This is a genomic window from Pseudodesulfovibrio cashew, assembly GCF_009762795.1.
Lineage (GTDB): Bacteria > Desulfobacterota > Desulfovibrionia > Desulfovibrionales > Desulfovibrionaceae > Pseudodesulfovibrio > Pseudodesulfovibrio cashew.
In genome coordinates, this window is record NZ_CP046400.1 from 637290 (window position 1) to 663189 (window position 25900).

21 protein-coding genes are annotated in these 25900 nt (G+C 62.4%); 9 read left to right on the forward strand and 12 right to left on the reverse strand.

Annotation, left to right across the window (positions count from 1 at the left end; genetic code table 11):
• Nucleotide 1: 1 nt before the first annotated feature.
• Nucleotides 2-607: a hypothetical protein gene (locus tag GM415_RS02785; protein WP_158946307.1), complete on the reverse strand. Its 606-nt coding sequence runs from the start codon at nucleotides 605-607 to the stop codon at nucleotides 2-4.
• 203 nt (nucleotides 608-810) lie between these two features.
• Between GM415_RS02785 and GM415_RS02790 the strand changes: the two genes are divergently transcribed.
• Both GM415_RS02790 and GM415_RS02795 read left to right on the forward strand, forming a co-directional pair.
• Complete coding sequence (locus GM415_RS02790) at nucleotides 811-2280, forward strand: PP2C family protein-serine/threonine phosphatase (RefSeq protein WP_158950725.1); 1470 nt, start codon at nucleotides 811-813, stop codon at nucleotides 2278-2280.
• 238 nt (nucleotides 2281-2518) lie between these two features.
• Nucleotides 2519-3190, forward strand: a complete 672-nt coding sequence (locus tag GM415_RS02795; RefSeq protein WP_242012328.1) for a 16S rRNA (guanine(527)-N(7))-methyltransferase RsmG — start codon at nucleotides 2519-2521, stop codon at nucleotides 3188-3190.
• Nucleotides 3191-3301: 111 nt separating this feature from the next.
• Here the strand turns inward: GM415_RS02795 and cydB are convergent, their stop codons facing one another.
• The 3 genes from cydB to GM415_RS02810 all read right to left on the reverse strand — a co-directional run bounded on the left by cydB (nucleotide 3302) and on the right by GM415_RS02810 (nucleotide 7147).
• Complete coding sequence (cydB, locus tag GM415_RS02800; RefSeq protein ID WP_199244329.1) at nucleotides 3302-4351, reverse strand: cytochrome d ubiquinol oxidase subunit II; 1050 nt, start codon at nucleotides 4349-4351, stop codon at nucleotides 3302-3304.
• 32 nt (nucleotides 4352-4383) lie between these two features.
• Entirely contained in the window at nucleotides 4384-5697 is a 1314-nt protein-coding gene (locus GM415_RS02805; RefSeq protein WP_158946308.1) for a cytochrome ubiquinol oxidase subunit I, read from the reverse strand.
• 115 nt (nucleotides 5698-5812) lie between these two features.
• On the reverse strand, nucleotides 5813-7147 hold the full coding sequence (locus tag GM415_RS02810; protein ID WP_158946309.1) for an ATP-dependent 6-phosphofructokinase: 1335 nt from the start codon (nucleotides 7145-7147) through the stop codon (nucleotides 5813-5815).
• A 152-nt stretch (nucleotides 7148-7299) separates the two neighbouring features.
• Here GM415_RS02810 and GM415_RS02815 point away from each other — a divergent pair, with 152 nt between their 5' ends.
• From GM415_RS02815 to GM415_RS02830, 4 genes are all read left to right on the forward strand, one after another.
• Nucleotides 7300-8037: a substrate-binding periplasmic protein gene (locus GM415_RS02815; RefSeq protein ID WP_158946310.1), complete on the forward strand. Its 738-nt coding sequence runs from the start codon at nucleotides 7300-7302 to the stop codon at nucleotides 8035-8037.
• Nucleotides 8038-8160: 123 nt separating this feature from the next.
• On the forward strand, nucleotides 8161-9012 hold the full coding sequence (locus GM415_RS02820) for a zinc metalloprotease HtpX (protein WP_158946311.1): 852 nt from the start codon (nucleotides 8161-8163) through the stop codon (nucleotides 9010-9012).
• A complete protein-coding gene (locus GM415_RS02825; RefSeq protein WP_158946313.1) occupies nucleotides 9009-10343 on the forward strand; it encodes a trypsin-like peptidase domain-containing protein in 1335 nt (444 codons plus the stop codon). Before GM415_RS02820 ends, GM415_RS02825 begins: the two co-directional genes overlap by 4 nt.
• Before the next feature lie 177 nt (nucleotides 10344-10520).
• Complete coding sequence (locus GM415_RS02830) at nucleotides 10521-11093, forward strand: class I SAM-dependent methyltransferase (protein WP_277872937.1); 573 nt, start codon at nucleotides 10521-10523, stop codon at nucleotides 11091-11093.
• 34 nt (nucleotides 11094-11127) lie between these two features.
• Here GM415_RS02830 and GM415_RS02835 read toward each other — a convergent pair whose 3' ends face one another.
• The 6 genes from GM415_RS02835 to eno all read right to left on the reverse strand — a co-directional run bounded on the left by GM415_RS02835 (nucleotide 11128) and on the right by eno (nucleotide 16680).
• On the reverse strand, nucleotides 11128-11517 hold the full coding sequence (locus GM415_RS02835) for a DUF6463 family protein (RefSeq protein WP_158946314.1): 390 nt from the start codon (nucleotides 11515-11517) through the stop codon (nucleotides 11128-11130).
• Nucleotides 11504-12085: a TetR/AcrR family transcriptional regulator gene (locus tag GM415_RS02840; RefSeq protein WP_158946315.1), complete on the reverse strand. Its 582-nt coding sequence runs from the start codon at nucleotides 12083-12085 to the stop codon at nucleotides 11504-11506. The genes GM415_RS02835 and GM415_RS02840 overlap by 14 nt, the downstream gene beginning before the upstream one ends.
• A gap of 137 nt (nucleotides 12086-12222) precedes the next feature.
• A complete protein-coding gene (locus GM415_RS02845) occupies nucleotides 12223-13041 on the reverse strand; it encodes a TatD family hydrolase (protein ID WP_158946317.1) in 819 nt (272 codons plus the stop codon).
• 27 nt (nucleotides 13042-13068) lie between these two features.
• Entirely contained in the window at nucleotides 13069-14064 is a 996-nt protein-coding gene (locus GM415_RS02850; RefSeq protein WP_158946318.1) for a glycosyltransferase family protein, read from the reverse strand.
• 181 nt (nucleotides 14065-14245) lie between these two features.
• Nucleotides 14246-15103, reverse strand: a complete 858-nt coding sequence (gene folD, locus GM415_RS02855) for a bifunctional methylenetetrahydrofolate dehydrogenase/methenyltetrahydrofolate cyclohydrolase FolD (RefSeq protein WP_158946320.1) — start codon at nucleotides 15101-15103, stop codon at nucleotides 14246-14248.
• A 290-nt stretch (nucleotides 15104-15393) separates the two neighbouring features.
• Nucleotides 15394-16680 carry a phosphopyruvate hydratase gene (gene eno, locus GM415_RS02860; protein ID WP_158946322.1) on the reverse strand — a complete coding sequence of 429 codons (1287 nt, stop codon included), beginning with the start codon at nucleotides 16678-16680 and terminating at the stop codon, nucleotides 15394-15396.
• Between the two features lie 335 nt (nucleotides 16681-17015).
• On the opposite strand from eno, the gene GM415_RS02865 reads away from it, so the two are divergent.
• Nucleotides 17016-18947 (forward strand): methyl-accepting chemotaxis protein, encoded by a 1932-nt coding sequence (locus tag GM415_RS02865; protein WP_158946323.1) that lies wholly within the window; start codon nucleotides 17016-17018, stop codon nucleotides 18945-18947.
• A gap of 73 nt (nucleotides 18948-19020) precedes the next feature.
• On the opposite strand, the gene GM415_RS02870 is transcribed toward GM415_RS02865, so the two are convergent.
• Together GM415_RS02870 and GM415_RS02875 are read right to left on the reverse strand one after the other, a co-directional pair.
• Nucleotides 19021-19791, reverse strand: coding sequence for a type III pantothenate kinase (locus GM415_RS02870; RefSeq protein ID WP_158946325.1), 771 nt, complete (start codon nucleotides 19789-19791; stop codon nucleotides 19021-19023).
• Between the two features lie 92 nt (nucleotides 19792-19883).
• Complete coding sequence (locus GM415_RS02875; protein ID WP_158946326.1) at nucleotides 19884-22028, reverse strand: methyl-accepting chemotaxis protein; 2145 nt, start codon at nucleotides 22026-22028, stop codon at nucleotides 19884-19886.
• Nucleotides 22029-22231: 203 nt separating this feature from the next.
• Between GM415_RS02875 and GM415_RS02880 the strand changes: the two genes are divergently transcribed.
• Nucleotides 22232-23275: a hypothetical protein gene (locus GM415_RS02880; RefSeq protein ID WP_158946327.1), complete on the forward strand. Its 1044-nt coding sequence runs from the start codon at nucleotides 22232-22234 to the stop codon at nucleotides 23273-23275.
• A 3-nt stretch (nucleotides 23276-23278) separates the two neighbouring features.
• The gene (locus GM415_RS02885) at nucleotides 23279-25789 is read left to right on the forward strand and encodes a cytochrome ubiquinol oxidase subunit I (protein ID WP_158946328.1); all 2511 of its coding nucleotides are present in this window, start codon (nucleotides 23279-23281) and stop codon (nucleotides 25787-25789) included.
• The last annotated feature ends 111 nt before the right edge of the window (nucleotides 25790-25900 follow it).

Consider the following 25900-nt stretch of genomic DNA (forward strand, 5'->3'; position numbering starts at 1 on the left):
CCTAGCGGGGCAGGAACTCGTCGAGGCTCTTGATCCGGGTCGGGCCGCCGTTGCGCGCCTCCCGACGGTTGAACTCCCTCATGAAGGCCTTGTATTCGCTGTCCACCAGGGAATCGAGGGTCATCTTGATGGACACCCCGGGCCGCATCTCGGATTCACGGCTCCACATGAGCAGCACGGACACCCGCTCCTTGCCCCTGGAAAAATTCCATTTCCAGGCGATGACGTTACGGAAGGCATCGCCCTCGTAGCTGTCCGGCTTGCCAAAGGCGTTCTCATACCGCCTCAACAGCTGGTCGAAAAATTTTTGGCTGCGGTTATGAAACTTCAGCTTGATGCGCACCAGCTTTCCTTCTGCCTCGGCATTGGCGAAGGTCAGTGAACCGCCGCGAATACCGGGGATGGAGTCGGATTTGAGGTGTACTTCGGTCAGGTACGGCGCATCCGGAATGGGGCTGGCCCTGTCCATGTCGCAATGCTGGGAAAAGTCGTCGAAGTCCTGTCCCAGCGTAAATCCGGCCAGGGTGGTGGGGAACGTCCCGCCGCCGTGAGCCAATGAGACGGAGAGCACCATCGTCACCAATATGAGAGAGCATGTCTTGATCATCGTGATTCGTCACCTTCTTGAAAAGACTTGTCCACTTCGTCCGTGGTGTCTTATGATTAAACGAGAAATCAGCCGTTGGCAAAGGGGAGAGATAAAAATTGAAGACAATTCGGAGAAGAGGAGTGCCGCCGTGGCGAGTGCTGGCCTATGCGCTCGTGGCCGTTGTAGGCGGCGCAGTCTACGGCGGCCAGGTCTGACCGCTTCTGGTAAGCCTCCCGGTCTGGGAGTTGGGCATAATTATTCTGATTCCGCTGGCCGCGGCACTTTCGTTGCGGTCGCCACTGGAGCGGCGATACGTGGACCGGGCCGCCCCCATCCGCCGGACCGCCCTCCAATTCCGTCTGGACCTGGGTCTCTATCTGGCCGCCGGACTGGTTATGGCGCTGATCCTGCTCCTGCGATATCACTTCCCCCTTTTGCAGAGCGGCATGAAGCTGGTCCTCGGCGTGTTCACGGTGGGGCTGTTCGCGGCCCTGGACCTGGCCCTGGCCCGAGAGCGCGACGTCATTCACCTGGCCCACCATCACGGCCCCTTCTCTCCGCCAAAGGAACTGACGCCCCTTTCCAAACGCTTTATCCTGGTCACCGCAGTAATCCTGGGACTCATCACGGCCATCCTGCTGCTGGTGCTCATCCGCGACGTCAACTGGCTGGCCTCGCAGGGGCTTAACCAGGAATCCATCGGCACTCTGGGGCGGTCCGTGCTGCAGGAAATCCTGTTCATCATGGGATTTCTCCTGCTGATGACCATCAACCTCGTCTTTTCCTTCGCCCGTAACCTCAAGATTCTCTTCCACAGCGAGACCCGAGTCCTGAAGGCGGTCAGCCGGGGAGACCTCTCCCGCCGTGTTCCGGTGGCCACCAGCGACGAGCTGGGAGTCATCGCCGGATACACCAACACCATGATCGCGGCCCTGCACGAAGGAGTCCGCATGCGCGAAGGACTGCTCATCGCCCAGGAGGTACAACGCAACTTCCTGCCCGACGAATCCCCGGAACTGCCCGGACTGGACATCGCCGGCTCCGCCACCTTTTCCGACGAGACGGGCGGCGATTTCTACGACTTCGTCCACTGCGAACCCGACGGGTGCTCGCGCATCACGCTGCTGGTGGGCGATGTTTCAGGGCACGGCATCGGCGCGGCCCTGCTCATGGCCTCGGGCCGGGCCACCCTGCGCCAATCCGTGAACCAGGACGCCGGACTAGCCCGAAACATCGCCGCCGCCAACATCCATCTGTCACGGGACCTGGACGGCACCGGACGCTTCATCACCCTGTTCGCCCTTGGGCTGAATCCCCTTGAGCGCACGGTCTCCTGGGTCAACGCAGGGCATCAGCCCGCCCTTCTCTACGACCCCGCCAGCGACCTTTTCGCGCAGCTCAAAGGGGTGGATATTCCCCTGGGCGTAATGGAGGATTGGGACTACCATGAATTCTCCCTACCCTATCCGAAGCCGGGCCAGGTGCTGCTCATCCTCACCGACGGCGTGCCCGAGGCTCACAGCCCCGACGGCGAGATGTTCGGCCAGGAACGACTACTGGAAACGATTCGGGGAAACGCGGAGCGGGACGCCGAAGGCATCATCCGGGCCGTGTCGCAAGCGGTGGCCGGATTCACGCGAAACGCCGTCCTTGAAGACGACCTCACCCTGGTCGCCATCAAGGGAATCTGAGAAGCGAAAAAGAATCGCAATACTTGATGTAGATCAACGACGGCCCGCGCGAATGGAGCTAGAAAGTATTCAAGACGTTCAAACAGCCATCAACAACGTCCGTCACACTCGCCGAGCCCTTCTATCGGCATCCTGACCTCCTCTACCAGGACAAGCCCCGCAAGGGGCTCGTCTTGTTTCGGACCTCTGGCCACCTCTTCACGATTTGCTGGATTGTTGCCGGGAAAGGCTTTATCCCATGGGCATGGCACACACGAACCCCACCCAGCCCGAGATCCTGAAGGCCGCCGAGCGACTCGGCAGGCGCGTCACGCCGGATCAGGCCGAGAGCCTGGCCGCCTACCTGGACCAGCTCGTCAAGTGGAACCGCAAGATGAACCTGGTCGGCAAGGCGGACTGGCGCGAGGTCTTCGACAGCCTGGTGGTCGATTCGCTGTTCCTGGCCGATTTCCTGGGCGGAATGCGGCTGCCGGACAAGCCACTGACCCTGGACCTCGGAGCCGGAGCGGGCCTGCCCGGCATTCCCCTGCGGACGCTCTGGAGCAATGGCGATTACTGGCTGGTGGAGGTCCGCGAAAAGCGCGCCCTGTTCATGCGTTCGGTGCTTGGCAGGATGAAGCTGCCAGCCACGCACGTCTTCCACGGCAAGGCCGAGGACGCTCTGGACCGCCTCGCCGAAGCAGGGCACCACGCCACTGCGGACGTGATCCTGAGCCGAGCCTTCATGCCCTGGGAAAAGCTCCTCGACTTCACCCGCTCCATGCTGCGCGAGGGCGGCGTCATTATCATCCTGGCCAACGAGCCTCCGCCCGAGGAAACAGCCCTGCCCGAGGGCTGGGAACTGGGCGACGTGGCCGCCTACCCCGCCGCCGGGACGCAACGCTATTTCTGGTCGCTGATAAAGCGCTGAGCCTGCCTAGATCTTGCAGGCGAACGATCTCCTGCCCCGCTCACCTCTTTCCCAAATGAAAAGCCCCGGACCGCTCTGCGATCCGGGGCGTTGTTTCGGCGTCGGGTCCGCCTAGTAGTGGATGTCGCCTTCCGCCATGGGCGTGGCGAACTTCTTGTAGACCCAGAACTGGTAGGCGATGACGATGGGCACGAAGACCAGGGCCACGCCGAGCATGATCTGCAGGGTCAGCTGGCTGGACGCGGAGTTCATGATCGTCAGCGAGTTTGCCGGGTTGGGGTTGGACGGGATGATGGCCGGGAAGATGCCGACCACGCCGAACAGGGCCGTGCCCGCGATGTACACGCAGGAGGCCGCCCAGGACATCCAGTACTGACCGCTTCCCAGGTAGGTGCGCATGAGCACCAGGCCACCCACGGGCAGGGCCAGAATGACCAGAAGCACCGGGTAGAGGAAGTAGTTGCTGAACAGATTGGTGGCGAAGGCGGTGTAGGCCAGGAAGAGCACGGTCAGCACCACCAGCAGGGGCCAGGTCACGCGCGCCGTGGTCAGGGCCCTGGCGTGCAGGGCTCCGGTGGCGCGGATGGTCAGCCAGAGAGCACCGTGCATCAGGAAGATGACCACGAACAGGACGCCGCCGGCCAGGCCGTAGGGATTCAGGAGGCCGAAGAGCCCGGCCTGGCTGAAGCCCGTCTCATCCAGGGGCAGCCCCTGGAAGATGTTGCCGAAGGCCACCCCAAGCAACAGGGCTGGCAGAAAGGAGCCCAGGAAGTGGGCCGTATCCCATATCTTTTTCCACGTCTCGCTCTCGACCTTGGAGCGGAACTCGAAGGACACCCCGCGCACGATGAGCGCGAAGAGCAGGAGCATGAGCGCGGTGTACAGCCCGGAGAACATCTGGGCGTACGCATAGGGGAAGGCGGCAAAGGTGACGCCGCCCGCCGAGATGAGCCACACTTCGTTGCCGTCCCAGAAGGGGCCGGTGGAGTTGAGCATGGCGCGTTTTTCGGATTCATCCTTGGCCAGGAAGGGCAACAGCGTGCCCACCCCGAGATCGAAACCGTCCAGGATGAAGTAGACGGCCCACAGGACGCCCCACAGGACGAACCAGATCATAGCCAGATAGTAGTGCCAGGTACCTATTTCCATGATGTCAACCATCGTCAGATCTCCTTTTTTATCAGTATCTCAGGCTAGACCTGGATGGGGGTGTTGTCTTCGGGGCCCTTCTTGGCCAGCTTGATCATCAGCCAGATGCCGACGGCGCCGAGCAGTGCGTAGAGCGCGCACATGAACAGCAGGGTGAAGCTCACCTGACCGGTGGTGATCGGGGAGACGGCGTCGGAAGTGCGCATCAGCCCGTAGACGATCCACGGTTGGCGGCCCACCTCGGCGAGCACCCACCCCGCCTGCATGGCGATATAGGGGATCGGGATACAGAAAGGCAGCATTTTCAGATACCAGGGATACTTATCAAGCCGGTTGCGCATGACCCAGCCGAACAGGGCGATGAGCGGCATGATTGTGCCCAGGCCGACCATGATGCGGAAGGCGGCAAAGGTGATGAGCACGGGAGGACGGTCTTCCTTGGGGAAGTCGTTCAAGCCCTTCACCTCGGCGTTGAAATCATTGTAGGCCAGGAAGCTCAAGGCGCCGGGAATGGGCAGGGCCTCGATCAGGTTGCCCTCGGAACCGGGCACGAGAAGCAGATACATGGGTGCGGACTTCTGGGTCTCCCAGTGGGACTCCATGGCCGCCAGCTTGGCGGGCTGCTTCAGGGACATGTTGTTGCCGTGGATGTGCCCTTCCGCCGCCACGAAGACGGAGAAGATGACCGCCACGGAAACGGCCAGGTTGAAAGACTTCTGGAAGAAGGCGGTCTCGCTCTTGCGGATGAGGTGCCAGGCGGAAATGCCCATGATCAGGAACGAGGCCACCAGGATGGCCGCAGGCACGACGTGGAAGAACTCGAGCCAGGCCCACTTGTTGGTGATGACCGCCACGAAGTCGGTCAGTTCGGCGCGGCCGTTGCGCAGCACGTAGCCGGTCGGGTCCTGCATGAACCCGTTGGCGATGAGAATCCAGATGGCCGACAGGTTGGAGGCTCCCGCCACCAGCCAGGCCACGATGGCGTGCGCCTTGGGAGAAAGTTTTTCCCAACCGAAGTGCCAGACGCCGATGAAGGTGGACTCCAGGAAAAAGGCCGCCGTGGCCTCGATGGCCAGCAGCGAACCGAAGATGTCGCCCACGAACATGGAATAGCGGGACCAGTTGGTGCCGAACTGGAATTCCAGGGTGATACCGGTCACCACGCCCAATGCGAAGTTGACCAGAAAGATCTTGCCCCAGAATTTGGCCATTTTCTGCCAAATCTCGTTGCCGGTGCGCGCGTACGCCGTCTCCATGCACGCGATGAGAATGGAGAGCCCGAGCGTCAACGGGACGAAAATGAAGTGAAACATGGTGGCTGCCGCGAATTGCAGCCGGGAAAGCATCAATACATCCATACAAACCCCCTTGCGGATATACCCTTATTGCATCTGCCAAATTAAAAAAATACTCAACAGTCCGAGCAAATTACATGAACGATTTCAAGAAGGCAAGAACAATTATCATTCCTGTTTAGCTTTTATCATTCCTCATGCTGATGGGCTGGCCAGTGGATTCGAGCACCGCCCGCCAGTAGTTGGAACAGGTTGAGATACGCTTTTTGCACCGGGTGACCTCCTCCATGGGGATATGCACATAGCGGCCGTTCCAGCGCGAGATGACCAGTCCGGTGCGGCCCGACATGCCCGCATGCACGGCGTTGATTCCGAGAAAGGAGCAGTAGATGCGGTCGTTGGCATTGGCCGGAACCGAACGGATGATGTAGCTCGGGTCGATGTATTTGAGGGTCGGATCGACGCCCTTCTCCTTGAAATACTGGATGATTCTTTCCTTAAGCAGCAGAGCGAAATCCCCCAGCTTGACGTTGCCGGAGGCGTCGGTCTTGCCCGAGCCCTCCAGGTGCTCCTGTCCCGCGCCTTCGGCCACCACGATGACCGAGTTGCCTCTTTCATGCATGCGCCTCTCCAAGGCTGCGAGGAACCCGTTCTCCCCGTCGATGTCGAAGGGGTCTTCGGGAATGAGCACGAAATTGACTTCCTGGCAGGAGAGCGCGGACTGGGCTGCGATGTACCCCGCATGGCGGCCCATGACCTTGACCAGGCCAATGCCCCATGGCGCGCCCGTGGCCTCCACGTGCGCCCCGCGAATGGCCGTGGTGGCTGTCTCGACGGCGGTGTCGAAGCCAAAGGACGGCGAAGCGAAATTGATGTCGTTGTCGATGGTCTTGGGCAGCCCCACCACCGAGATGGCCAGCCCGCGCCGGGAAATCTCGGCCACCACCTTGCTCGCCGCGCGCATGGTCCCGTCACCGCCGATCATGAACAGGATGGAGACGTTCATACGCTCCAGGGCGTCCACTATGTCCTCGGGGTCCTGCGGGCCGCGCGAGGAACCGAGGATGGTGCCCCCGAACTCGTGAATGCGGCTGACGTAGTCCGGGGTCAGCTCGATGACGTCGTAGCCGTACTCCGGGATGAACCCTGCCAGGCCGTACTGAATGCCGAGCACGGACGGCACGTTGTACTGGTGGTAGGCGGTCATGACCACGGCGCGGATGACGTCGTTGAGGCCCGGGCAGAGGCCGCCGCAGGTGACCACGGCGCACTTGGTCTTGCTGGTGTCGAAATAGACCTTTCCCCTCGGCCCGGCGGATTCGAAATACTGGTGTACCACCTTCTTCCGCGATTTCGCACTCTTGTCCATATACCGCTTGGAAATGTTCACAAGTACCGCGTCGTCCTCCACGACGAATCTTCCGAACTTGATGGGGTTCTTGATCTTGGCCTCACCCACCACCGGGATGGTGGTATCCTTGGGTTGGCTATTCTCATCAACACATGTTTTCATTATTTCCCTCACAAAGAGCAATATTCCGAGATTACAAAACATTGTTATCCCCATTTCAACTTTGGCGCAATGGTAAATCCATTTTTGGACCGGTTGTTTCCAGGGGGACAAATAATCATTGCGCCCGACACTCCGATGAGTAGGATGCCCGCATGAAGCTACTGCGATACTTTTTCCTGGCGGCACTCTTCGCCGTATTGCCGCTTCGAGCAGCCACGGCTGAAGACGCCACCCTGCCCATCGTGTTCGAAGATTACCCTCCCTACGAGTACGTTGAGGACGGAGAGGTCAAGGGCATCAACCTGGACCTCATCCGAGAAGCCTTCAGACGCATGGGGGTCACGCCCTATTTCGAGCCGCGCCCCTGGAAACGGGCCATCTACCAATTGCAGGCAGGCGAAATCCTGGCGCTTTCCTCCGGATTCAAAACCCCCGAACGCGAAAAATTCGCCCTTTTCCCCGCTCCCCTGGCCATGGAAACCAACGTCATAGCCTGCCGCGCCGGCCTGAACGCGAACGTGCACTCCCTAGAAGACATCCGGGACCTGCGGGTCGGGGTGGTCAGTGCCTATGTCTACGGCGACCCTTTCGACTCCATGACAGGCCTCAACAAGGTCGAGGCACAGTCAAGCGAACACCTGTTGCGCATGCTCCTGGAAAACCGCGTGGACGTGGCCGTCGGCAACAAGGCGGTTTTCCGCTACCTGGCCCTCAAGCTGAACCGGGAAAAGGATATCCGCATCGCCTACGTCCTGGGGAGCCAACCGCTATACGTCATGTTCTCCAAAATTCGAGGCCCCAAGACCGCCGAGCTGGCTAAACGGTTCGGCAACGTCATGAAGGGCATGGTCAAGGACGGCACCTTCGACAGGATTCTCAAGCGGTACTGATTCCCCTCCCAAAACAGCCTTGACGCCTCCCTCGGGAGGACGTGCATATTTCGGCGCACACTTGACCTGGCCGCTCGAATTCCTATCTTTAGCGAGCAATCAATTTTCGGAGGAATTCCCAACATGACCAGTCAGATAAAAACCGTCTTGCTGCTTTCCCTGCTCACCGGCCTGTTGATGCTTATCGGCGGGTTCATGGGCGGCAGGGCCGGACTCGTCCTGGCCTTCGGTTTCGCCATGCTCATGAACGTGGGCAGCTATTGGTATTCGGACAAGATCGTCCTCAAGATGTACAAGGCTCGCCCCCTGTCTCCGGGCGACGCGCCGCACATCCACCGCGTGGTGGAGGAGATGGCCGCCGCAGCAGGCATTCCCAAGCCGCGCATCGTGCTCATCCCCCAGGATGCTCCCAACGCCTTTGCCACGGGCCGCAACCCGCAGAACGCCGTGGTGGCCGTCACCCGAGGCATCGTCAACATCCTCAACCCCGACGAACTCAAAGGCGTCCTGGCCCACGAACTGGGTCATATCGCCAACCGCGACATCCTCATCCAGACCATTGCCGCGGTCATGGGCGGAGCCATCGTCTTCATAGCCAACATGCTCCAGTTCACGGCCATCTTCGGCCTGGGCGGAGACGACGATGACGGCAACCCCCTGGCCGCCCTGGCCATGGCCTTTCTCGCGCCCATCGCGGCCGGGCTCATCCAGATGGCCATCTCCCGCTCCCGCGAGTACCTGGCCGACGAGACCGGCGCGCGCCTCTCGCGCAACCCGCTCTTCCTGGCCAGTGCCCTGGGCAAGCTCGACTCCGCCTCCCGCCAGGTCCCCATGCAGGGCAGCCCGGCCACGGAAAACATGTTCATCGTCGCCCCGTTCAGCGGACGCGGTCCGGCCTCGCTCTTTGCCACTCATCCGCCCATCGAAGACCGCATTGCCAGGCTGCGCGCCATGGCCCAAGGAAACAACCGATGAAACGCCACACCACCTCGCTCACCCTCGTCCTCTCCCTGGCGCTCTGTCTGCTCCTGGCCGCTCCGGGCCACGCCGCCGACCGGCGGACCCCAGTGGTCCGCGCCGTAGAGTCCGTCTCGCCTTCGGTCGTCAACATCACGGTGGTCAAACAGACCCAGGCAGGCGCGGTCTCGCCCTTCGGCGACCCGTTCTTCGACCAGTTCTTCAAGCATTTCCAGGGCGGTCGTCCCCGCCAGTCCCGTTCCCTGGGCTCCGGCGTGATCATCGACGGGCACAAGGCTCTGGTCCTGACCAACGCCCACGTGGTCGCGGGCGGCGCGGCCATCACCGTCCGCCTCAAGGACAGCCGCGAGTTCCAGGCAGAGCTGGTGGGCTCGGACACCGACTTCGACCTGGCCGTGCTCAAGCTCAAGGACGCCCACGACCTGCCCCAGGTCGCCATGGGCGACTCCGACGGCATCTACATCGGGGAGACCGTCATCGCCATCGGCAACCCCTTCGGCTACTCGCATACCGTGACCACCGGCGTGGTCTCCGCCCTGAACCGGCCCATGCAGACCAGCAACGGTTCCTACGGCTCCTTCATCCAGACCGACGCGGCCATCAACCCCGGCAACTCGGGCGGCCCGCTGCTGAACATCAACGGTGAACTGATCGGCATCAACACCGCCATTCAGGCACGGGCCGAGGGCATCGGCTTCGCCATCCCGGTGAACAAGGCCAAGGTGGTGATCAGCGAGCTGCTCGACACCGGCCACGTGGCCCCCATCTGGCTCGGTCTCTTCGGACAGGACCTGAACCAGGGCACGGCGCGCTATTTCGACCTCAAGGATCTCAACGGCATGCTCGTGGCCCAGACCTATCCCGGCACACCTGCGGCGAACGAGGACATCCGGCCCGGCGACGTGATCCTCGCCTTCAATGATGCAAGAATCCATAATAAGCAGGAGTACCTTAACAAACTCTTCGGAATGACCCAGAACGAGGAAGTCCGGCTGACCGTCCTGCATGAGGGCGACAGGCGCACCGTAACCCTCGCCCCCCAGGCCCTCGACAAGGCCAAGGCTCTGGAACTGGTGCGCACCCGCTGGGGCTTCGAGCTGGCAGACCGCAGTCAGGGCCCCGGCGCCGAGGTGACCATGGTCGTGTCCGGCGGGCCAGCCGAGCGCCTCGGCCTCGAGCAGGGCGATATCATCCACCGGATCGGCAATCGCCGCCTTGGCTCAGGCATCGACCTGCTCAACGCCTTCCTGCGCAATCGCATGCAGCAGACCGTGCTCATGCAGGTCCAGCGCGGGCGCAACCTCTACAACGTTCGGCTGCAGCTGTAGGGAGGCCGGACCGGCAACAGGATTTTTCCTGCCGGTTTGGCTTGCCCCCGCCGTCAAGGTGCAGTAAATCTGTACTCGTAATCCAAACTCCAGACGTTCGGAGGTATCGTCATAGAAGGTCAACGAACTTACTGGACGGAGAAAGGCCCGGACAAAACGTTCACCACTCCGTTCAATATCGATCTTTTCTCAGCCCATGTTCCCAGGGACGCCCGGATCCTCGATTTCGGCTGCGGCTATGGCCGATCCCTGGTCCAGTTACGCGACAGCGGCTTCACCGACCTCACGGGCATCGACTTTTCCGAGCCCCTGGTCCGGCGCGGGCTTGCGGACAATCCCGACCTGAACATGACCGCCTACGAGGGGGGTCCCCTCCCCTATGAAGCCAACGCCTTTGACGCGGCCCTGATGCTCGGGGTGTTCACCTGCATAATCGAAACCCGCAAGCAGGCCCAGGCGCTCATTGAGCTCAAGCGCGTCCTGCGCCCGGGGGGCTATCTCTACGTCACCGACTTCCTGCTCAACCGCGACAAGCGCAACCTGGACCGATACAGGATCGGCCAGGAAAAGCACAGCATCTACGGCATCTTCGAGACCTCCGACGGCGGCGTCATGCGTCATCACGACCGCAACCATATGGAAGCCCTGTTCTTCGATTTCGAGACCCTCGCCTTCGAAGAGGCCGTGTTCGAAACCATGCACGGCCACCAGTCTCAGGGATTCATCGCCATGCTGAGAATGCCGGAATAGCCGCCCGAAGGAAGTCCGGCGGCAGCTGCGAAGGCTAGCCCAACTCGGCCCGAGGCCCCGGTCGCGCGCCCTTCAAGGCGTGCGCGACGATACCCAGTCCGGGCGGAATGAACAGCCAGAAACCGGAAACCGGAAGCACGAGGCCGCCCACCAGGGCAAAGGCGAGAAAGGCGATGCCGAGAAAGATCGGCAGGGCTCCGGTCTTGCGGATAACCCACAGCGAGAGGCCCGCGATGGCGAACATGAGCAACCCGCTGAACATGAACCACAATGCAGCGAGCCGGTCGAACCGGGGCGCCTCCGCAGGCCCCACGCCTCCGACTAGCAGTCCGTGGAGGGCGTCTCCATAGATCGCCAGTCCCACGGCCGTGTGCAGGACTGCGGCGAACACCAGAAACCAGATACATCCCTTAAGCAGTCTCATCACGCCCCTCCTTGAGGTAGGGTTTCAACATTTCAGTCCACAAACCGAGCAACTCGCGTATGCGGGCCTTGTCCAGCCCGGGCATGATCTGCCGCGAACCGACGAAGGCGGCGTACTCGAGCAGGGCGAAAACCGAGGCCCGCTCCGATCCCCCGAGCATCTCCGAGTAAAGCTTTTCCAGATATTCAATACGCATGCGATCGATACGTTCCTGGTACTCCCGGGCCTGCGGGTCGCGCTGCGCCCAGGTGCGTACAGCGACTTCCACGTCATCGTCGGTTTCCTGGGAAACCGCGTCCAGATTGCGATACCGTTCCTCTGCGGAGTCCTCCCGATCACAAAACTCGATGAACCGCCAGGTGTGCTCCCGGGCCCAGTAGTCGAGCAGATGCCGCCTGAAGTCGTCCTTCGAACCGAAATGGTGGTAGAACGACCCCTTGGTCACATTCAACCGCTTGCACAGCGATTCAATGGTCAGGGCTCCTTCCCCGTGGCGGGCCAGGATGTTCAGCCCTGCCTTGAGCAGGTCCTCCCGGGAACGGCGTTTGCGTTTTCCTTCGTGTTCCATTTCCACCTCCTAAACATACCATACTTTATGGTATGTTTAGGAGAAAAGGACAATCGAGTCAAGACGGCCTGGATAAAAGCATCAACTCTCAGAAAGAACAGCAATGGAATTGCGAGGCGAAGGGCCCCCTCCGGCTTCTATAGCCCGAAAAAGCGCCGGGCGTTGTCGCCGGTTATCTGCCAGAGGTCTTCCAGGGGGCGGCCCTTGATCTGGGCTATGCGTCTGGCCGTGAAGCCCACGAGGGCGGGATGGTTGCGCTTGCCGCGCCAGGGTTCGGGCGCGAGGTAGGGGCAGTCGGTCTCTATGAGCAGCCTGTCAAAGGGGATGCGGGCCACGGCGGCCTGGAGATCGTCTGTCTTGCGGAAGGATACCGGGCCGGGCACGGAAATGTGCCACCCGTTGTCAACCAGGGTCTTGGCCAGCTCAAGCCCCGCGCCGAAGCAGTGCCAGAGAACTGGATATCCCTTGAAGCCCTGCTCCTCCAGGATGGCAACGCAATCCTCGTTGGCGTCGCGTGAATGGATGATGACCGGCAGGGAGAACTCGCGTGCCAGATCGAGCTGGCGGATGAAGGCCTGTTTCTGGACGTCATGATCCACCCGCTCCCAGTAGTAGTCCAGGCCGATCTCGCCCACGCCCTTGATGCGGGGGTAGAGTTTCAGGTGCTCCCGCATGCGGCCGAGCGCCTCTTCGGTGAGCTTGTCCGCGTCGTTGGGGTGGACGCCGAGCAGGAAGGAGACCTGCGGGTGGTTGTCGAAGAGTCCCTTGTTCCGCTCAAAGGCGTCGGGCCCGAGAAAGACGTTGATGATATGACTGACGCCGCAGGCCATGGCGCGGGCAAGGATGGACTCGCGGTCCTCGTCAAAGTCCTCGAGGTCTAGGTGGGCATGGGAATCCACCCCGCACAGGGGCAGTTCCAGGGATTCGGGTTCCTGGCGGGCTTTCTTTCGTGACATGTCGGATGGCGTGAAAAGGTTATCGGCTCACAGGGCGTCCCACAATCGGAGGACAGCCCGGCGCTGCTCTTCGGTGGAGTATGCGGCGGCGGTATCCTGTCCGGCCAGGAGCGCGGCGTCAAGGTAAAGGCCGCCCTCGCGGATCATCGCCACGGCGTCCTTGAGGCACAGGGCCGCATCGAGCACGTCGCCGTCGGCGCACCAGAAGCCGTTGCCCGGCCAGTCCACCTCACGCAGGGGCCACCACGGGGTGAACCGAGGGGCTTCCTGAACCTGCCTCATGTAATCCCAGCCGCCGAAGCCGGTGAATCCCACGGGCAGGCAGCCACAGGCCATGGCCTCCAGGGGGGGCAGCGGGCACCCTTCGGGGTAGCCTGTTGCCAGGAAGATGTGGGCGCTGCGCAGAGCATCGGCCACGCCATGGGCATCCATGCCGTCGATTTCCAGCCAACGGATGTCATCCATGCCCGTCCCGCCGCACATGTGGTCGAAGATGGCCTTCACCTGAACAGAGGCGGCCTTGTTCTTGCGCGGCATGTAGGCAACGGTGACCCTGCCGGACGGCTTGGACTCGGGAGGATAGAAGATGGCCGGGTCTATGCCGGGCCGCAGCACCGGAGCGTCCTTGCAGGTGGTGTTCTTGATGAAATAGGAGACCGGGTCGGACACGGCCAGGAACTCCACGGGCAGGTTGTGCCAGTCCACCCCCGAAGGCAGGGAGGAAAAGAGGTAGGCCCAGTTCTGGACATAGCTGATGCAGGTGGCGCGCGCCTCCAGCCCCGGAGTCAGGGCGTTGACCCATCCCTCCGGCACGAGCCAGAGGTCCTCTCTGGAGAGCTTCAGGTCTCCCCAGGGGATAACCGGAGCGGCATCGACCAGACCTTCGGGCGTCCAGCCTGTGGCATCGCGGACCACCAGACAGGCATCGCGCCCGTCCTGATACAGGATGTCGGCCATCTGACGAAGGACCGTGACACCGCCGGTAGGCCTCTTCACAGGGGGCAGGAATATACATGTTTTCATAGCATCTCCAGTGAAACCACACTCAACCGGCTTTGGCAAGGGCGTTAGTCCGGGGAGGGGCTCCGGCCGTAGCCTGGTTTCGGGCCGGGAAGTGAAGATCCGGCAACAATGCGGCTGCCCAAAAAAAGCAGCCCGGAACCGCAAGGGTGTCCGGGCCGCTGTTTTGCTTGTTGCCGAAGGGCTATGCGCCCACGTGGAGCTTGAAGGCCTCCAGGGTGTTGACCATGAGCTGCGCTATTGTCATGGGGCCGACGCCGCCGGGCACCGGGGTGATGGCGTGGACCTTGTCCTTGAGCCCCTCGAAGTCGCAATCGCCGGCCAGACCTTCGTCGGTCCGGTTGATGCCGACGTCCACGACCACCGCGCCTTCCTTGACCATGTCGGCGGTGACGAAGTTGGGCACGCCCACGGCGGCGAAGACGAAATCCGCCTCCAGGCACTCGGCCTTGAGGTCCTGGGTGCGGGAGTGGCACAGGGTGACCGTGGCGTTGGCGCACGGGCCGGACTGGGAGAGCATCATTGCCAGGGGCTTGCCCACGATATTGGAGCGCCCGATGACCACGGCCTTCTTGCAGGCGGGGTCGAGGTCGTACCGCTTGAGCAGGTTGATGACGCCCGCCGGGGTGCACGGCTTGAAGCCGGGCAGGCCGAGGCTCATCTTGCCCACGTTGACCGGGTGGAATCCGTCCACGTCCTTGTCAGGATCGATCAGGTCCAAAATTTTCTGTGAGTCCAACCCCTTGGGCAGGGGCAGCTGGACCAGGATACCGTCCACGCTCACGTCGCGGTTCAGCTCCTGAATCAACCCCTCCAGCTCGTGCTGGGTGGCGGAGGCCAGACGGTGCGGGACGGACCGGATGCCGCAGTCCTCGCAGGCGCGCTCCTTGTTTCGCACGTAGACCTGGCTGGCCGGGTCCTCGCCCACCAGCACAACGGCCAGACCGGGCGCGCGCCCGTACTTGGCCTCCAGTTCATCCACCTCTTCCCGGATCTCGGCCCGTATGGTCTTGGCCGTTTCCTTGCCGTCCAGTAAAATCATGTCTCTCTCCACGCTGAAATATACCGATTTCGCCCTCAACCGCTGGCCGCCAACTAGACTAAAAGGAAACGGATTGCAACTCCGCCCATACCGTCCTTCGGGGAAAATCAGAGAAACCAGGTGCCCCGACGGAATCGTCGCATTGTCCCTCCCATACCATTCACCGCCCCGCCGAAGGCGCGACAAAAAGTTTGGGGGGTGAAAGGGGATGGGGGTCCGGGGGAAGGGGAGAGAGGCGACCCTTTACAAAGGGTCCCTCTCTCCCCTTCCCCCGGCCGTCGGAGACAATCTTATTCTTCGAAGAAGCTGCCGCCGAGGATGGGACCGTAGTAGACGCCATCGTCGCCCAGGTCTTCCTCGATGCGCAGGAGCTGGTTGTATTTCTCCAGCCGGTCGGAGCGGCACAGGGAGCCGGTCTTGATCTGGCCGGCGTTCACGGCCACGGCCAGGTCGGCGATGAAGTGATCGCCTGTCTCGCCGGAGCGGTGGGAGACCACGTTGGTGTACCCTGCGGTCTTGGCCAGCTCGATGGTGTCCAGGGTCTCGGACACGGTGCCGATCTGGTTGAGCTTGATCAGGATGGAGTTGCAGACGCCCCGGTCGATACCCTCGGCCAGGATGTCCGGGTTGGTGACGAACAGGTCGTCGCCCACAAGCTGGACGGTGTCGCCCATCTTCTCGGTCATGGCGGCGAATCCGTCCCAGTCGCCTTCGGCCAGACCGTCCTCGATGGAGACCAGGGGGAACCGGTCGGCCAGGTCGGCGTAGAAGTCGATGAGCTCGTCGGAGTCAAAGGTCTTGTTCTCACCGGCCAGGACGTACTTGCCGTCCTTGTAGAACTCGCTGGCCGCAGCGTCGATGGCGAAGCAGATTTCGGCACCGGGCTCGTATCCGGCTTCTTCCACGGCGCGGGTGATGTACTGGAAAGCCTCGGCATGGGACTGGAGGTTGGGAGCAAAGCCGCCCTCGTCGCCCACGCTGGTGACGTGGCCGTCCTTGTGCAGGATGGCCTTGAGCTTGTGGAAGGTCTCGGCGCCCATGCGCAGGGCCTCGGCAAAGGTCTCGGCGCCCACGGGCATAATCATGAACTCCTGGATATCCAGGTTGTTGGGGGCGTGTTCGCCACCATTGATGATGTTCATGAGCGGCACGGGCAGCAGCTTGGCGTTCACGCCGCCGAGGTACTGGTAGAGGGGCAGGCCCAGGACGCGGGCACCGGCGCGGGCGGCGGCCATGGACACGCCGAGCATGGCGTTGGCGCCCAGGCGCTCCTTGTTCTCGGTACCGTCCAGGTCGATGAGGGTATTGTCCAGGGTCACCTGGCGCAGGACGTCCATACCGATGACGGCTCCGGCGATCTCGCCGCGCACGTTCTCCACGGCGGTGAGGACGCCCTTGCCGCCGTAACGCTCTTCCTTGTCACGCAGCTCCAGGGCCTCGCGGGAACCGGTGGACGCGCCCGAGGGCACGGCAGCCCGCCCGATGATGCCGGACTCAAGAATGACCTCGACCTCAACCGTGGGGTTGCCACGAGAATCCAGGATCTCGCGCGCCCATACACCGGAAATAATACTCATGATCGACTCCTTGGGGATGTATTGAAAAAAGTGATTACCGCATTGAACGCGCGGATTCTATACGAAATCCTCACGATGCTCAATTCTATACGCGCCCTGTCCCGTCATGGCAGTTATAATCTGAAATAGAGCCTCCCTCTCAGAACTCGGCGAGACATTTCATACCGCCAAAGACCAAAATACAGCTTGCTTCGCAGGACTCGCAGAATGGAAAACATAGTAATAATTCTTATTAATTAAAATAAAGACGTTATAAATTGTATTCTTTTCTTGCGAAACACCAAAGAACTGCCACAGGATGACAATCGGAAAACCTTAGCTCTCAGGGAGGAACCATGAAACTGTCCACCAAGTTGTACCTGGGGTTCGGCACAACTCTGGTCCTGCTGCTGCTTGTGGCGGGCATTTCGCTTTGGGCCATCGACAACTCGACGCAAGGCTTCACCCAGTATCGGGGCCTTGCCCGGGACACCAATCTGAGCGGGCGCCTGCAGGCCAACATGCTCATGGTGCGGATGAACGTGAAGGACTTCGTCATCACCGGCTCGGACAAGGACCTGGAACAATACTCAAACTACTTCGCCAAGATGCAGTCATTCCTCAAGACCGCAGAGGAGGAGATCGTCCAGCCGGAGCGGGTGCGGCTAGTGAATCTCGTGCGCGACCACACGGCGGAGTACGGAGCGGAATTCGAAAAGGTCAAGCAGTTCCGCGATCAGCGCAACCACCTGGTCAACGACATCCTGAACAAGGTCGGGCCGAAAATGGAAAAGGACCTGACCGCGCTGCTCCTCTCTTCGGCGAGCGCCCAGAACCAGGAAGCGGCTTACCGCAGCAGCCTGGCCCTGCGCCGCCTGCTCCTCGGACGGCTCTATGTGGTCAAGTTCCTGGACGACAATTCCCAGGCTTCAGTGGACCGCGTCAACAAGGAGATGGGAGAGTTGCGGGATGAACTGGGCCGCCTGGACTCGGCGCTGGTCTCCCAGGCTCAGCGGACGCAACTGGAGCAGACGGTTGCCCTGGAAAAGGAATACAGCGCCGCCTTCAGTGAGTTGAGCAAGGTCATTTTCGACCGCAACGAGGTGATAACCGGCAAGCTCGACGTACTTGGCCCGCAGATCGCCAAGGAGGTGGAGGACGTCAAGCTGTCGATCATGGAGGAGCAGGACAGGCTCGGCCCCGAACTGCAAGCCGCCAACGACCGTTCCACCATGCTGCTGATCATCCTGGGCGCCATCGCCCTGGCTGTGGGCTCGCTCACCGCCCTGTTCATCACCCGGACCACCAACAGGCAGTTGGGCCAGGACCCGGCGGTCATCGCGGACATCGCCGAGACCATTTCCAAGGGAGACCTCAAGCTCTCCTTTGAGGACAGGGCCAACGGCGTCTACGCGCACATGAAGGAGATGGCCACGCAACTGGCCGGCGTGGTCGCCGAGGTCAGGGAGAGTTCCTCCAACGTGGCCTCGGGCAGCCAGGAGATGTCCGCCTCTGCCCAGTCCCTGTCCCAGGGAGCCACCGAGCAGGCCGCGTCCATCGAGGAGATATCCTCGTCCATGGAACAGATGGGCAGCAACATCCAGCAGACCTCGGAAAACGCCAGGGCCACGGAAGAGATAGCAACCCTGGCGGCCACGGAGGCGGCAACCAGCGGCTCGGCGGTCAACGAGGCGGTTACGGCCATGAAGGACATCGCGGAAAAGATCTCCATCATCGAGGAGATCGCCCGCCAGACCAACCTGCTCGCCCTGAACGCGGCCATCGAGGCCGCCCGCGCGGGCGAACACGGCAAGGGGTTTGCCGTGGTGGCCGCAGAGGTGCGCAAACTGGCCGAACGGAGCGGCGTGGCTGCAGGGGAGATCGGAGAACTCTCCGTAACCACCATGGACGTGGCCGAAAAGGCCGGGAAAATGCTCGAGACCATGGTCCCGAACATCCAGAAGACGGCGGAACTGATCCGGGAGATCACCGTGGCCAGCAACGAGCAGAACGCCGGGGCCGAGCAGATAGGCCAGGCCATTTCCCAACTGGACGAGGTCATCCAGCAGAACGCTTCTGCTGCAGAGCAGATGGCCTCCACCTCCGAGGAACTCTCGGGGCAGTCGGCGCAGTTGGAACGAGCCATGGCCTTCTTCAAGGTCAACGGAAACTCGGCGGCGGCAGCCAGGCCGCGTCTCGCGTCATTGCCCGCTCCGGAGGCTCCTCCGCCACCCCGGGGCGTCGAGCTTGCGCTGGAGGGAGGCGACGAGGACTTCCAGCGGTTTTAATAACGCAACACGCCCCGTCCGGCACAGCCGGGCGGGGCGCTCTTCTTTCGGCAAAAGTAATACGGGATACCGTTTATTGATTGTAGTAGGCCATCCACAATCCTTCCATGACAAGCTCGGGACGGAGCTCGTCGATGCGCTCGCTGACCTGGGCGATGGTCCGGGCCAGCCCCCCGGTGGCGACCACAAAGGGGTCCCGCATACGCAGGGAGAGCTTGTCCACCAGGCCGTCGATCATGGACGCGAAGCCGAACACGAGCCCCTGGTTGAGGCACTCCTCCGTTGTCGTGCCCCAGCTCAGGCTGTCGCCGTCGATGGTCAGGTCCACGTTGGGAAGCTTGGCCGTGCCGCTGGCCAGGGCGGTCCGGGAGGACAGCACGCCCGGGCAGATAAGCCCGCCCTTGAAGGCGTTGCCCTTGACGCAGGCCAGGGTGGTGGCCGTGCCGAAGTCTATGACGATCAGGTTGTCGTGGTCATAGGTCAGCCGGGCGGACAGGCAGCCCACCAGGATGTCCGCGCCCACCTTTTCGGGCCGGGCGTATTCGTTGTCCAGATCCAGAAGAAGGTCGCGGCCCACGAACACGGCCTCGCACTCGAGAAAGCGGCGGGCCATGCGGCTGATGAGCGGATCGAGCGGCGGAACCACGCTGGAGATGACGCACGCCTCCACGCTGCGAGGCTCAACGCCCTCGCGCTGCAGGATCGCCTCGATCTTGAGGCCCCAGTCGTCAGCGGTGTTGGCCGGTCGGGTCGGCAGGGAATAGCTCTCGCCCAGCCCGTTCTCGTCGGCCAGACATATCTTGGTATTGGTGTTTCCGGCATCTAAAAGCAGTACGTTGCCCATGGCGTTCTCCTTTCCCGGAGGTTCTACCCTTTTCGGAACAAAAGACAAGGCCCGCGCCCAGGGGCGCAGGCCTTGCCGGGATAGCTGCCTGGTCAGAACCTTTCGAAGTCCCCGTCGTCATCGTCCATGTCAAGTGTCAGGCCCTTGCCCGTCCCCTTTGCCGGAGCCGCGTCCAGGGCCCGAGGCTCGGACCGGACCACCCGCTGCGAGGGGATGTTCCCGGCACCTGCCGACGCCTCCAGGCGGAAGTAGCCGATGATTTCCTGAAGCTGTGCGGCATGTCCGGCCAGGGTCTCGGACGAAGCGGCCACGTGCTCGGCCTCCGCCGAGTTCTGCTGCACCACACGGTCAAGCTCGAGAATGGCGTCCTTGATCTGGGTGGAGCCGGTGTGCTGCTCGGTGCTGCCCGCAGTGATCTCCTGAACCAGTTCCGCAGTGCGGGTGATATCCGGAACCATCTTTTCCAACACCTTTCCCGCCTCTTCGGCGATATCCACGCTGCTGGCGGAAAGCTGGCTGATCTCACCGGCCGCCACACCGCTCCGCTCGGCCAGCTTGCGCACCTCTGCGGCCACCACGGCAAACCCCTTGCCGTGCTCGCCCGCGCGGGCGGCCTCGATGGCTGCGTTCAGGGCGAGCAGGTTGGTCTGGCGGGCGATCTCCTCGATGATGGAGATCTTGTCCGCGATCTCGCGCATGGCCTCGATGGTCTGCGAAAAGGACTTGCCGCCGCGCTTGGCGTCTTCAGCCGCCTGGCGGGCGATCTTTTCCGTCTCCTGCGCGTTGTCGGTGTTCTGCTCGATGTTCGAGGTCATCTCCTCCATGGACGAGGAGACCTCCTCCACTGACGCGGCCTGGTTGGTGGCGCCGTCCGACAGCGCCTGCGAGGTGCCTGCCAGCTCCAGGCTTCCTGCGGTCACGCTCTCGGCCGAGAGCTGAACGTTATGGACCACTTCCCGCAACTGGTCGGACATGGAATTGAGCGCAACGGCCAGTTGCTCGAGCTCGTCCCTGGGCCTGCCTTCCCGTTCAGGCAACCGCTCCACGAACAAATCGCCCCGATTGATCTGAGTCATGGCCGAAGCCACCCTGCCGATGGAGGCGCTCATGGCGCGAGCAAAGTAGAGGATGACAAGAATAGCCACCACGACCATGACCAGGCTGATGCCGCCGGACCACAGGGCCGCGTTGGCAAGGGCGTCGTCCGCGGCCCGCTTTCCGGCCATGAACTCGTCCTCGTAGCCGGTGCCGAGAACAACCCAGCCCCAGGGACTGAACTCCTCGGCGGTCAGCAGGACCCGCTTGCCATGCAACGAGGTGCGGATGGTGACCGGCTTGCCACCGGCCTCCCGCGCCTTTTCCACGGCGGTTCGGTAGACGGTGTCCCCGCCATCGTCACGCACATCGGCCCAACTTCTCCCTTCCTGCCCGGAATCCTTGTGCATACGGACCACGCCCAGTGACTTTTCCATGCCGCTCAGGACGGTCAACGCGCCGGACTCGCCGAGCACGACGGACATGAGCCCCTCGCGCAACTGCTTGACGCCCTCCTGCAGGATGCCCACATACAGGCAGCCGATGACCTTGCCGTTCGCATCCTTGATGGGCCGGTACTGGGTCAGGTACCAGGCGTTCACCACGTAGGCGGTCCCCCGGTAGGTCTCGCCCGACCGGATGCTCCTGGCCACCGCCGAGGAACTGGGGATGTACGTGCCCACGGCCCGCTTGCCGTCGGTCTTCAATATGTTGGTGGCCACTCGCAACAGGTCGCCCTGTTCATTCATGGTCTGGAAGACCGTGCAGGTGGTCCCGGTCAGCTTCATGATCCGATCCACCAGCGGCGTACGCACGCCAGGGTCGGCATTGTTGCCCAGCCACTGCCCGCCCATCATCATCCTGGGCAAAGCGACGGTCGATTGGGCCTTGGTAATCTGATTCACCGCGTTCCACTTCGCCCGCTCTGCGGACAATCGCAGCCCGCCGCCCTGCTCCACCATGTCGAGCAGGACGCGCATGTCGTTTTCCAGTTCCTTGGTAAGGGTGGCGTGCTGCGTCGCCAGCAGGCTGGTTGCGTCGCCCACGGCCAATTCCATTTCGTGCTTGGCCTGCTTGTCAAAGAAACCCGCCAGGGTATCGCCGACAATCGCATTCCGCCACAGGAACATGGCCAGAATACAAGCGGCAGTTGCGCCGAGCAGCACCACGCCAAGCAATGTCATCTTGGGTCCTATCTTCACCTCAATATCCCCTTGAAATAGATTCCTTCCCTTCGGCTCGAACTCATACCCGAAGGTTTGATGCCATTGTACGACACGAGAAGAATTTTCCCATTATAATCCGGCATGATCCGCATTAAGTGCCCAATGGTGGTAATGAAGGACGGGTTGTATTCGCAGGGTAAATCACCTATACGGTTAAAGGAAAATCCAAGGAGGCGCCCATGAATCCGGCCACGCTCATACCGGTTCCAGACCCGCTGCCCATCCCCTACGGGTGGTTCGACGTGCTGCTCATCGTCACGTTTACGGTTCACATCATCCTGATGAACGCCCTGGTGGGGTCCGCTGCCATCGGCCTGGTCAGGTCGTTCAAAGGCAAGAGCCAGCTGGCAAAGGACATCGGGCAAAAGCTGCCGCCACTGCTCGCCCTGACCATCAACCTGGGCGTCGCCCCCCTGCTCTTTCTCCAGGTCAACTACGGCCACTTCGACTACGTCAGCTCAGTGCTCATGGGTGGCTGGTGGCTGGCCATCATCGGCGCGCTGCTCTTCTCCTACTACGGATTCTACTTCTACAAGTTCCGTTTCGAGTCCCTGTCCCTGAGCTGGCGCAGACTGATCTTCGGCTCGTCCCTGGCGGGGCTGCTCTTCACCGGGTTCATGCTCACCAACAACATCTCGCTGATGCTCGTCCCCAATAACTGGCTGCAATATTTCTCCGGCCAGGGCGGATTTCTCAACCTGGCCGACCCGACCCTCATCCCCCGCTACCTGCACTTCATGGTCGGGGCCGTAGCCGTCGGCGGCCTGTGGGTGGCCCTGCTCGGCCAGATGCGCAAAGAGGACGAATACGTGGAGTCGGGCATGAAGTGGCTGACCCACGCCACCATCGCCAACCTGGCCGTGGGCCTCTGGTTCCTCATGGCCCAGCCCCGGGAAATCCTGCTCGCCTTCATGGGCGGCAATGTCCCGGCCACCGCCACCCTGGCGGCGTCCCTGGGCGCGGCGGGCATGCTGCTCTTTTCGGGCTTCCGCAAGAACCCCAGAAGCGCGGCAGTGTGGGCGGTCATCACGGTCTTCCTCATGGCCTGCGCGCGCCATTGGCAGCGCGTACTCATGGTCTCCCCCTGGAAGGAAATGGACGCCATCCCGGTCACCCACCAGTACGGCTCCTTCTACCTCTTCCTCGGCTTCCTCGTGGGCGGCCTCGCCCTGATCGCCTACATGGTCAAACTCTACTTCAAAGCGCGCACGGGGAGGGCATAACCCATGGAATATCCCATCTGGCAACTGACCACCCTGGGCGGCGGCTTCTGGATCGCCCTGATCGCGACCCTGCATGTCTACGTGGCCCACTTCGCCGTGGGCGGCGGCCTGCTGCTGGTGCTTGTCGAGCAGGCGGCCTACCGCAACAACAACGTCCACCTGCTGGACTACGTCAAGAAGCACTCCCGCTTCTTCCTGCTCCTGACCATGGCCTTCGGCGCGGTCTCGGGCGTGGCAATCTGGATCACCATCGCGCTCCTTGCACCACAGGCAACCATCACGCTCATCCACCAGTTCGTGTTCGGCTGGGCGGCTGAGTGGGTCTGCTTCCTGGGCGAGATCGTGGCCCTGATCGTCTACTATTACACCTGGGAAAGCATGGACCGGCGCGACCACCTGACGGTGGGCTGGCTCTACTTCCTCTTCGGCTGGCTCTCTCTCTTCCTGATCAACGGCATTATCGGGTTCATGCTCACTCCCGGCGACTGGATCACCACCAAGTCCTTCTGGGACGGCTTCTTCAACCCGACCTTCTGGCCCCAGCTCGTGTTCCGCAGCTTCTTCTCGGCGGCCTGCGCGGGGTTGTTCGGCTTCGTTACCGCCACCCGCATCCAGGACGAGGACACGCGCCACGCCATGGTCAGGACCTGTTCGGTCTGGACCACCCTCGGCATCGTGGCCACCATCCTCTCCGGCCTGCTCTACATGGCCGCCCTGCCGCCCGCGCAGATGGAACTGATCACCCTCAAGTCCCACCGCGTGCTCGGCTTCATGACATGGTTCTGGATCTTTGCCGGGGTGACTCTGGTGGGCGGGCTGATCCTGGCCTTCAGGATGCCCCGGACCATGTCCTTTTCCCTGGCCATGCTGGTCATGCTCTCCGGCCTCGGCCTGTTCGGCTCCTTCGAGTTCATCCGCGAGGCGGGCCGCAAGCCCTATCTCATCTGGGATTACACCTATTCCAACTCCATTCAGAAGGCGATGGTCCCGGTCATCAACCAGGAAGGGGCCATCAAACACGCCAAGTGGGCACCGCCGGAACTCAAGGCGGGCATCACCGAGGCCAACGTCCTCAAGGCGGGGGAATTCCTCTACCAGCTCGAGTGCGCCTCCTGCCACGCCATCGGCGGCCCCATGAATGAAATCCGCAAGCGGACCAGCATGTACGACGAGAACGGCATGGACGCCTTCCTGACCGGCATGGGCAAACTGAACAAGTACATGCCGCCCTTTGCCGGGACCACACAGGAACGCAAGGCCCTGGCCGCATACATCGCCGTGACTTTGAACGGCAACAAGGCAACGACAGCGGCGACAATCCCCGACCCCGAGGCCGTGGAGCCCTCGCCCTTTGATCCGGACAGCGCGGAATACGCTCTGCTGGCCTGGGCCGACCAGGGCATGCGCTTCTTCGCGCAAAACGACAAATGGACCCTGCTGCCGCCCCGTAGCGTGGTCCGCGCACAGCTGGTCCTGCGGGACGGGCTGCCCGAGTTCGTCACCGACGGCGTGACCATCGAATACGCCGTGGAAGACGGCATCGAGGCGGCGGCCCCGACCGGCACCATGCAGCTTCTGGGCAGCCAGAACCGCTTCGAGGCGGATCTCGCCCTCAAGCCCTACCGCTCCGGCCAATTCGAGCCCCTGCCGGTGGTCACCCTGACCGCCAAAGTGGACGGCGAGACCGTTGCCACCGCCAAGGTGGCCGTACCCGTCAGCGACCAGATGGGTTGCCGCAACTGCCACGGCGGCGACTGGGCCGAGGACGGCTCCGGCGTCTCCCAGGGCACCGTGGAAAACATCCTGGCCGCCCACGACCGCATGAACAAAACCGACCACGTGGCCGCATCGGCCAAGGGCCCGATAACCTGCGCCAACTGCCACGCCGATCCGTCCCAGGACAGCGAAGGCCGCGACAACCTGCCCAGCCTGGCCGCCGCCATCCACGGCGTGCACGCGGTCTACATGGCCGGGCGCGACTCCGCACAGTCCTGCATGCTCTGCCACCCGCAGAACACCCTGCGCGACAACCACGGTGAGGCCGGTTTCGAGTGCGCCAACTGCCACGGCCCCCTCGAGGACCACGCCATCAGCCTGCTCAAGGGCGACCAGGAAGCGGGCCGCAAGGGCGCGAACAAGCTGCTGCCCCTGATCACGCCGCGCAACGTCGGCAACGCGGACGCGGTCAACCCGCGCACCCCGTGGGTCAACGAGCCCGACTGCCTCAACTGCCACGTGGACTTCGCCGCTCCGGACAGCGACTCCACCTTCAACGAGTGGACCGACGACGAGACCGAACTCTTCGCGGCCCGGCGCGACGAGATGGACGCCGTGAACTGCGCGGCCTGCCACGGCTCGCCCCACGCCCTCTATCCGGCCACGGACCGAGACAACGTCATGCCCGGCCAGTATATGGACCAGGCCCGGATATTCGGCGCCGCAGGATCCTGTACCGTCTGCCACGTGGATGAGATGGAAGACCCGGCCCACCACGCCGGCATGGGCCTGAACTAACCGCCCATACGACAACATCACAAAGGGCCGCCCGAAATCGGGCGGCCCTTTTGCTTTGGGTTGCGCTCCTGGGCGGGTTCGCCCATACTCCGGCTCATCATCAACAACCCC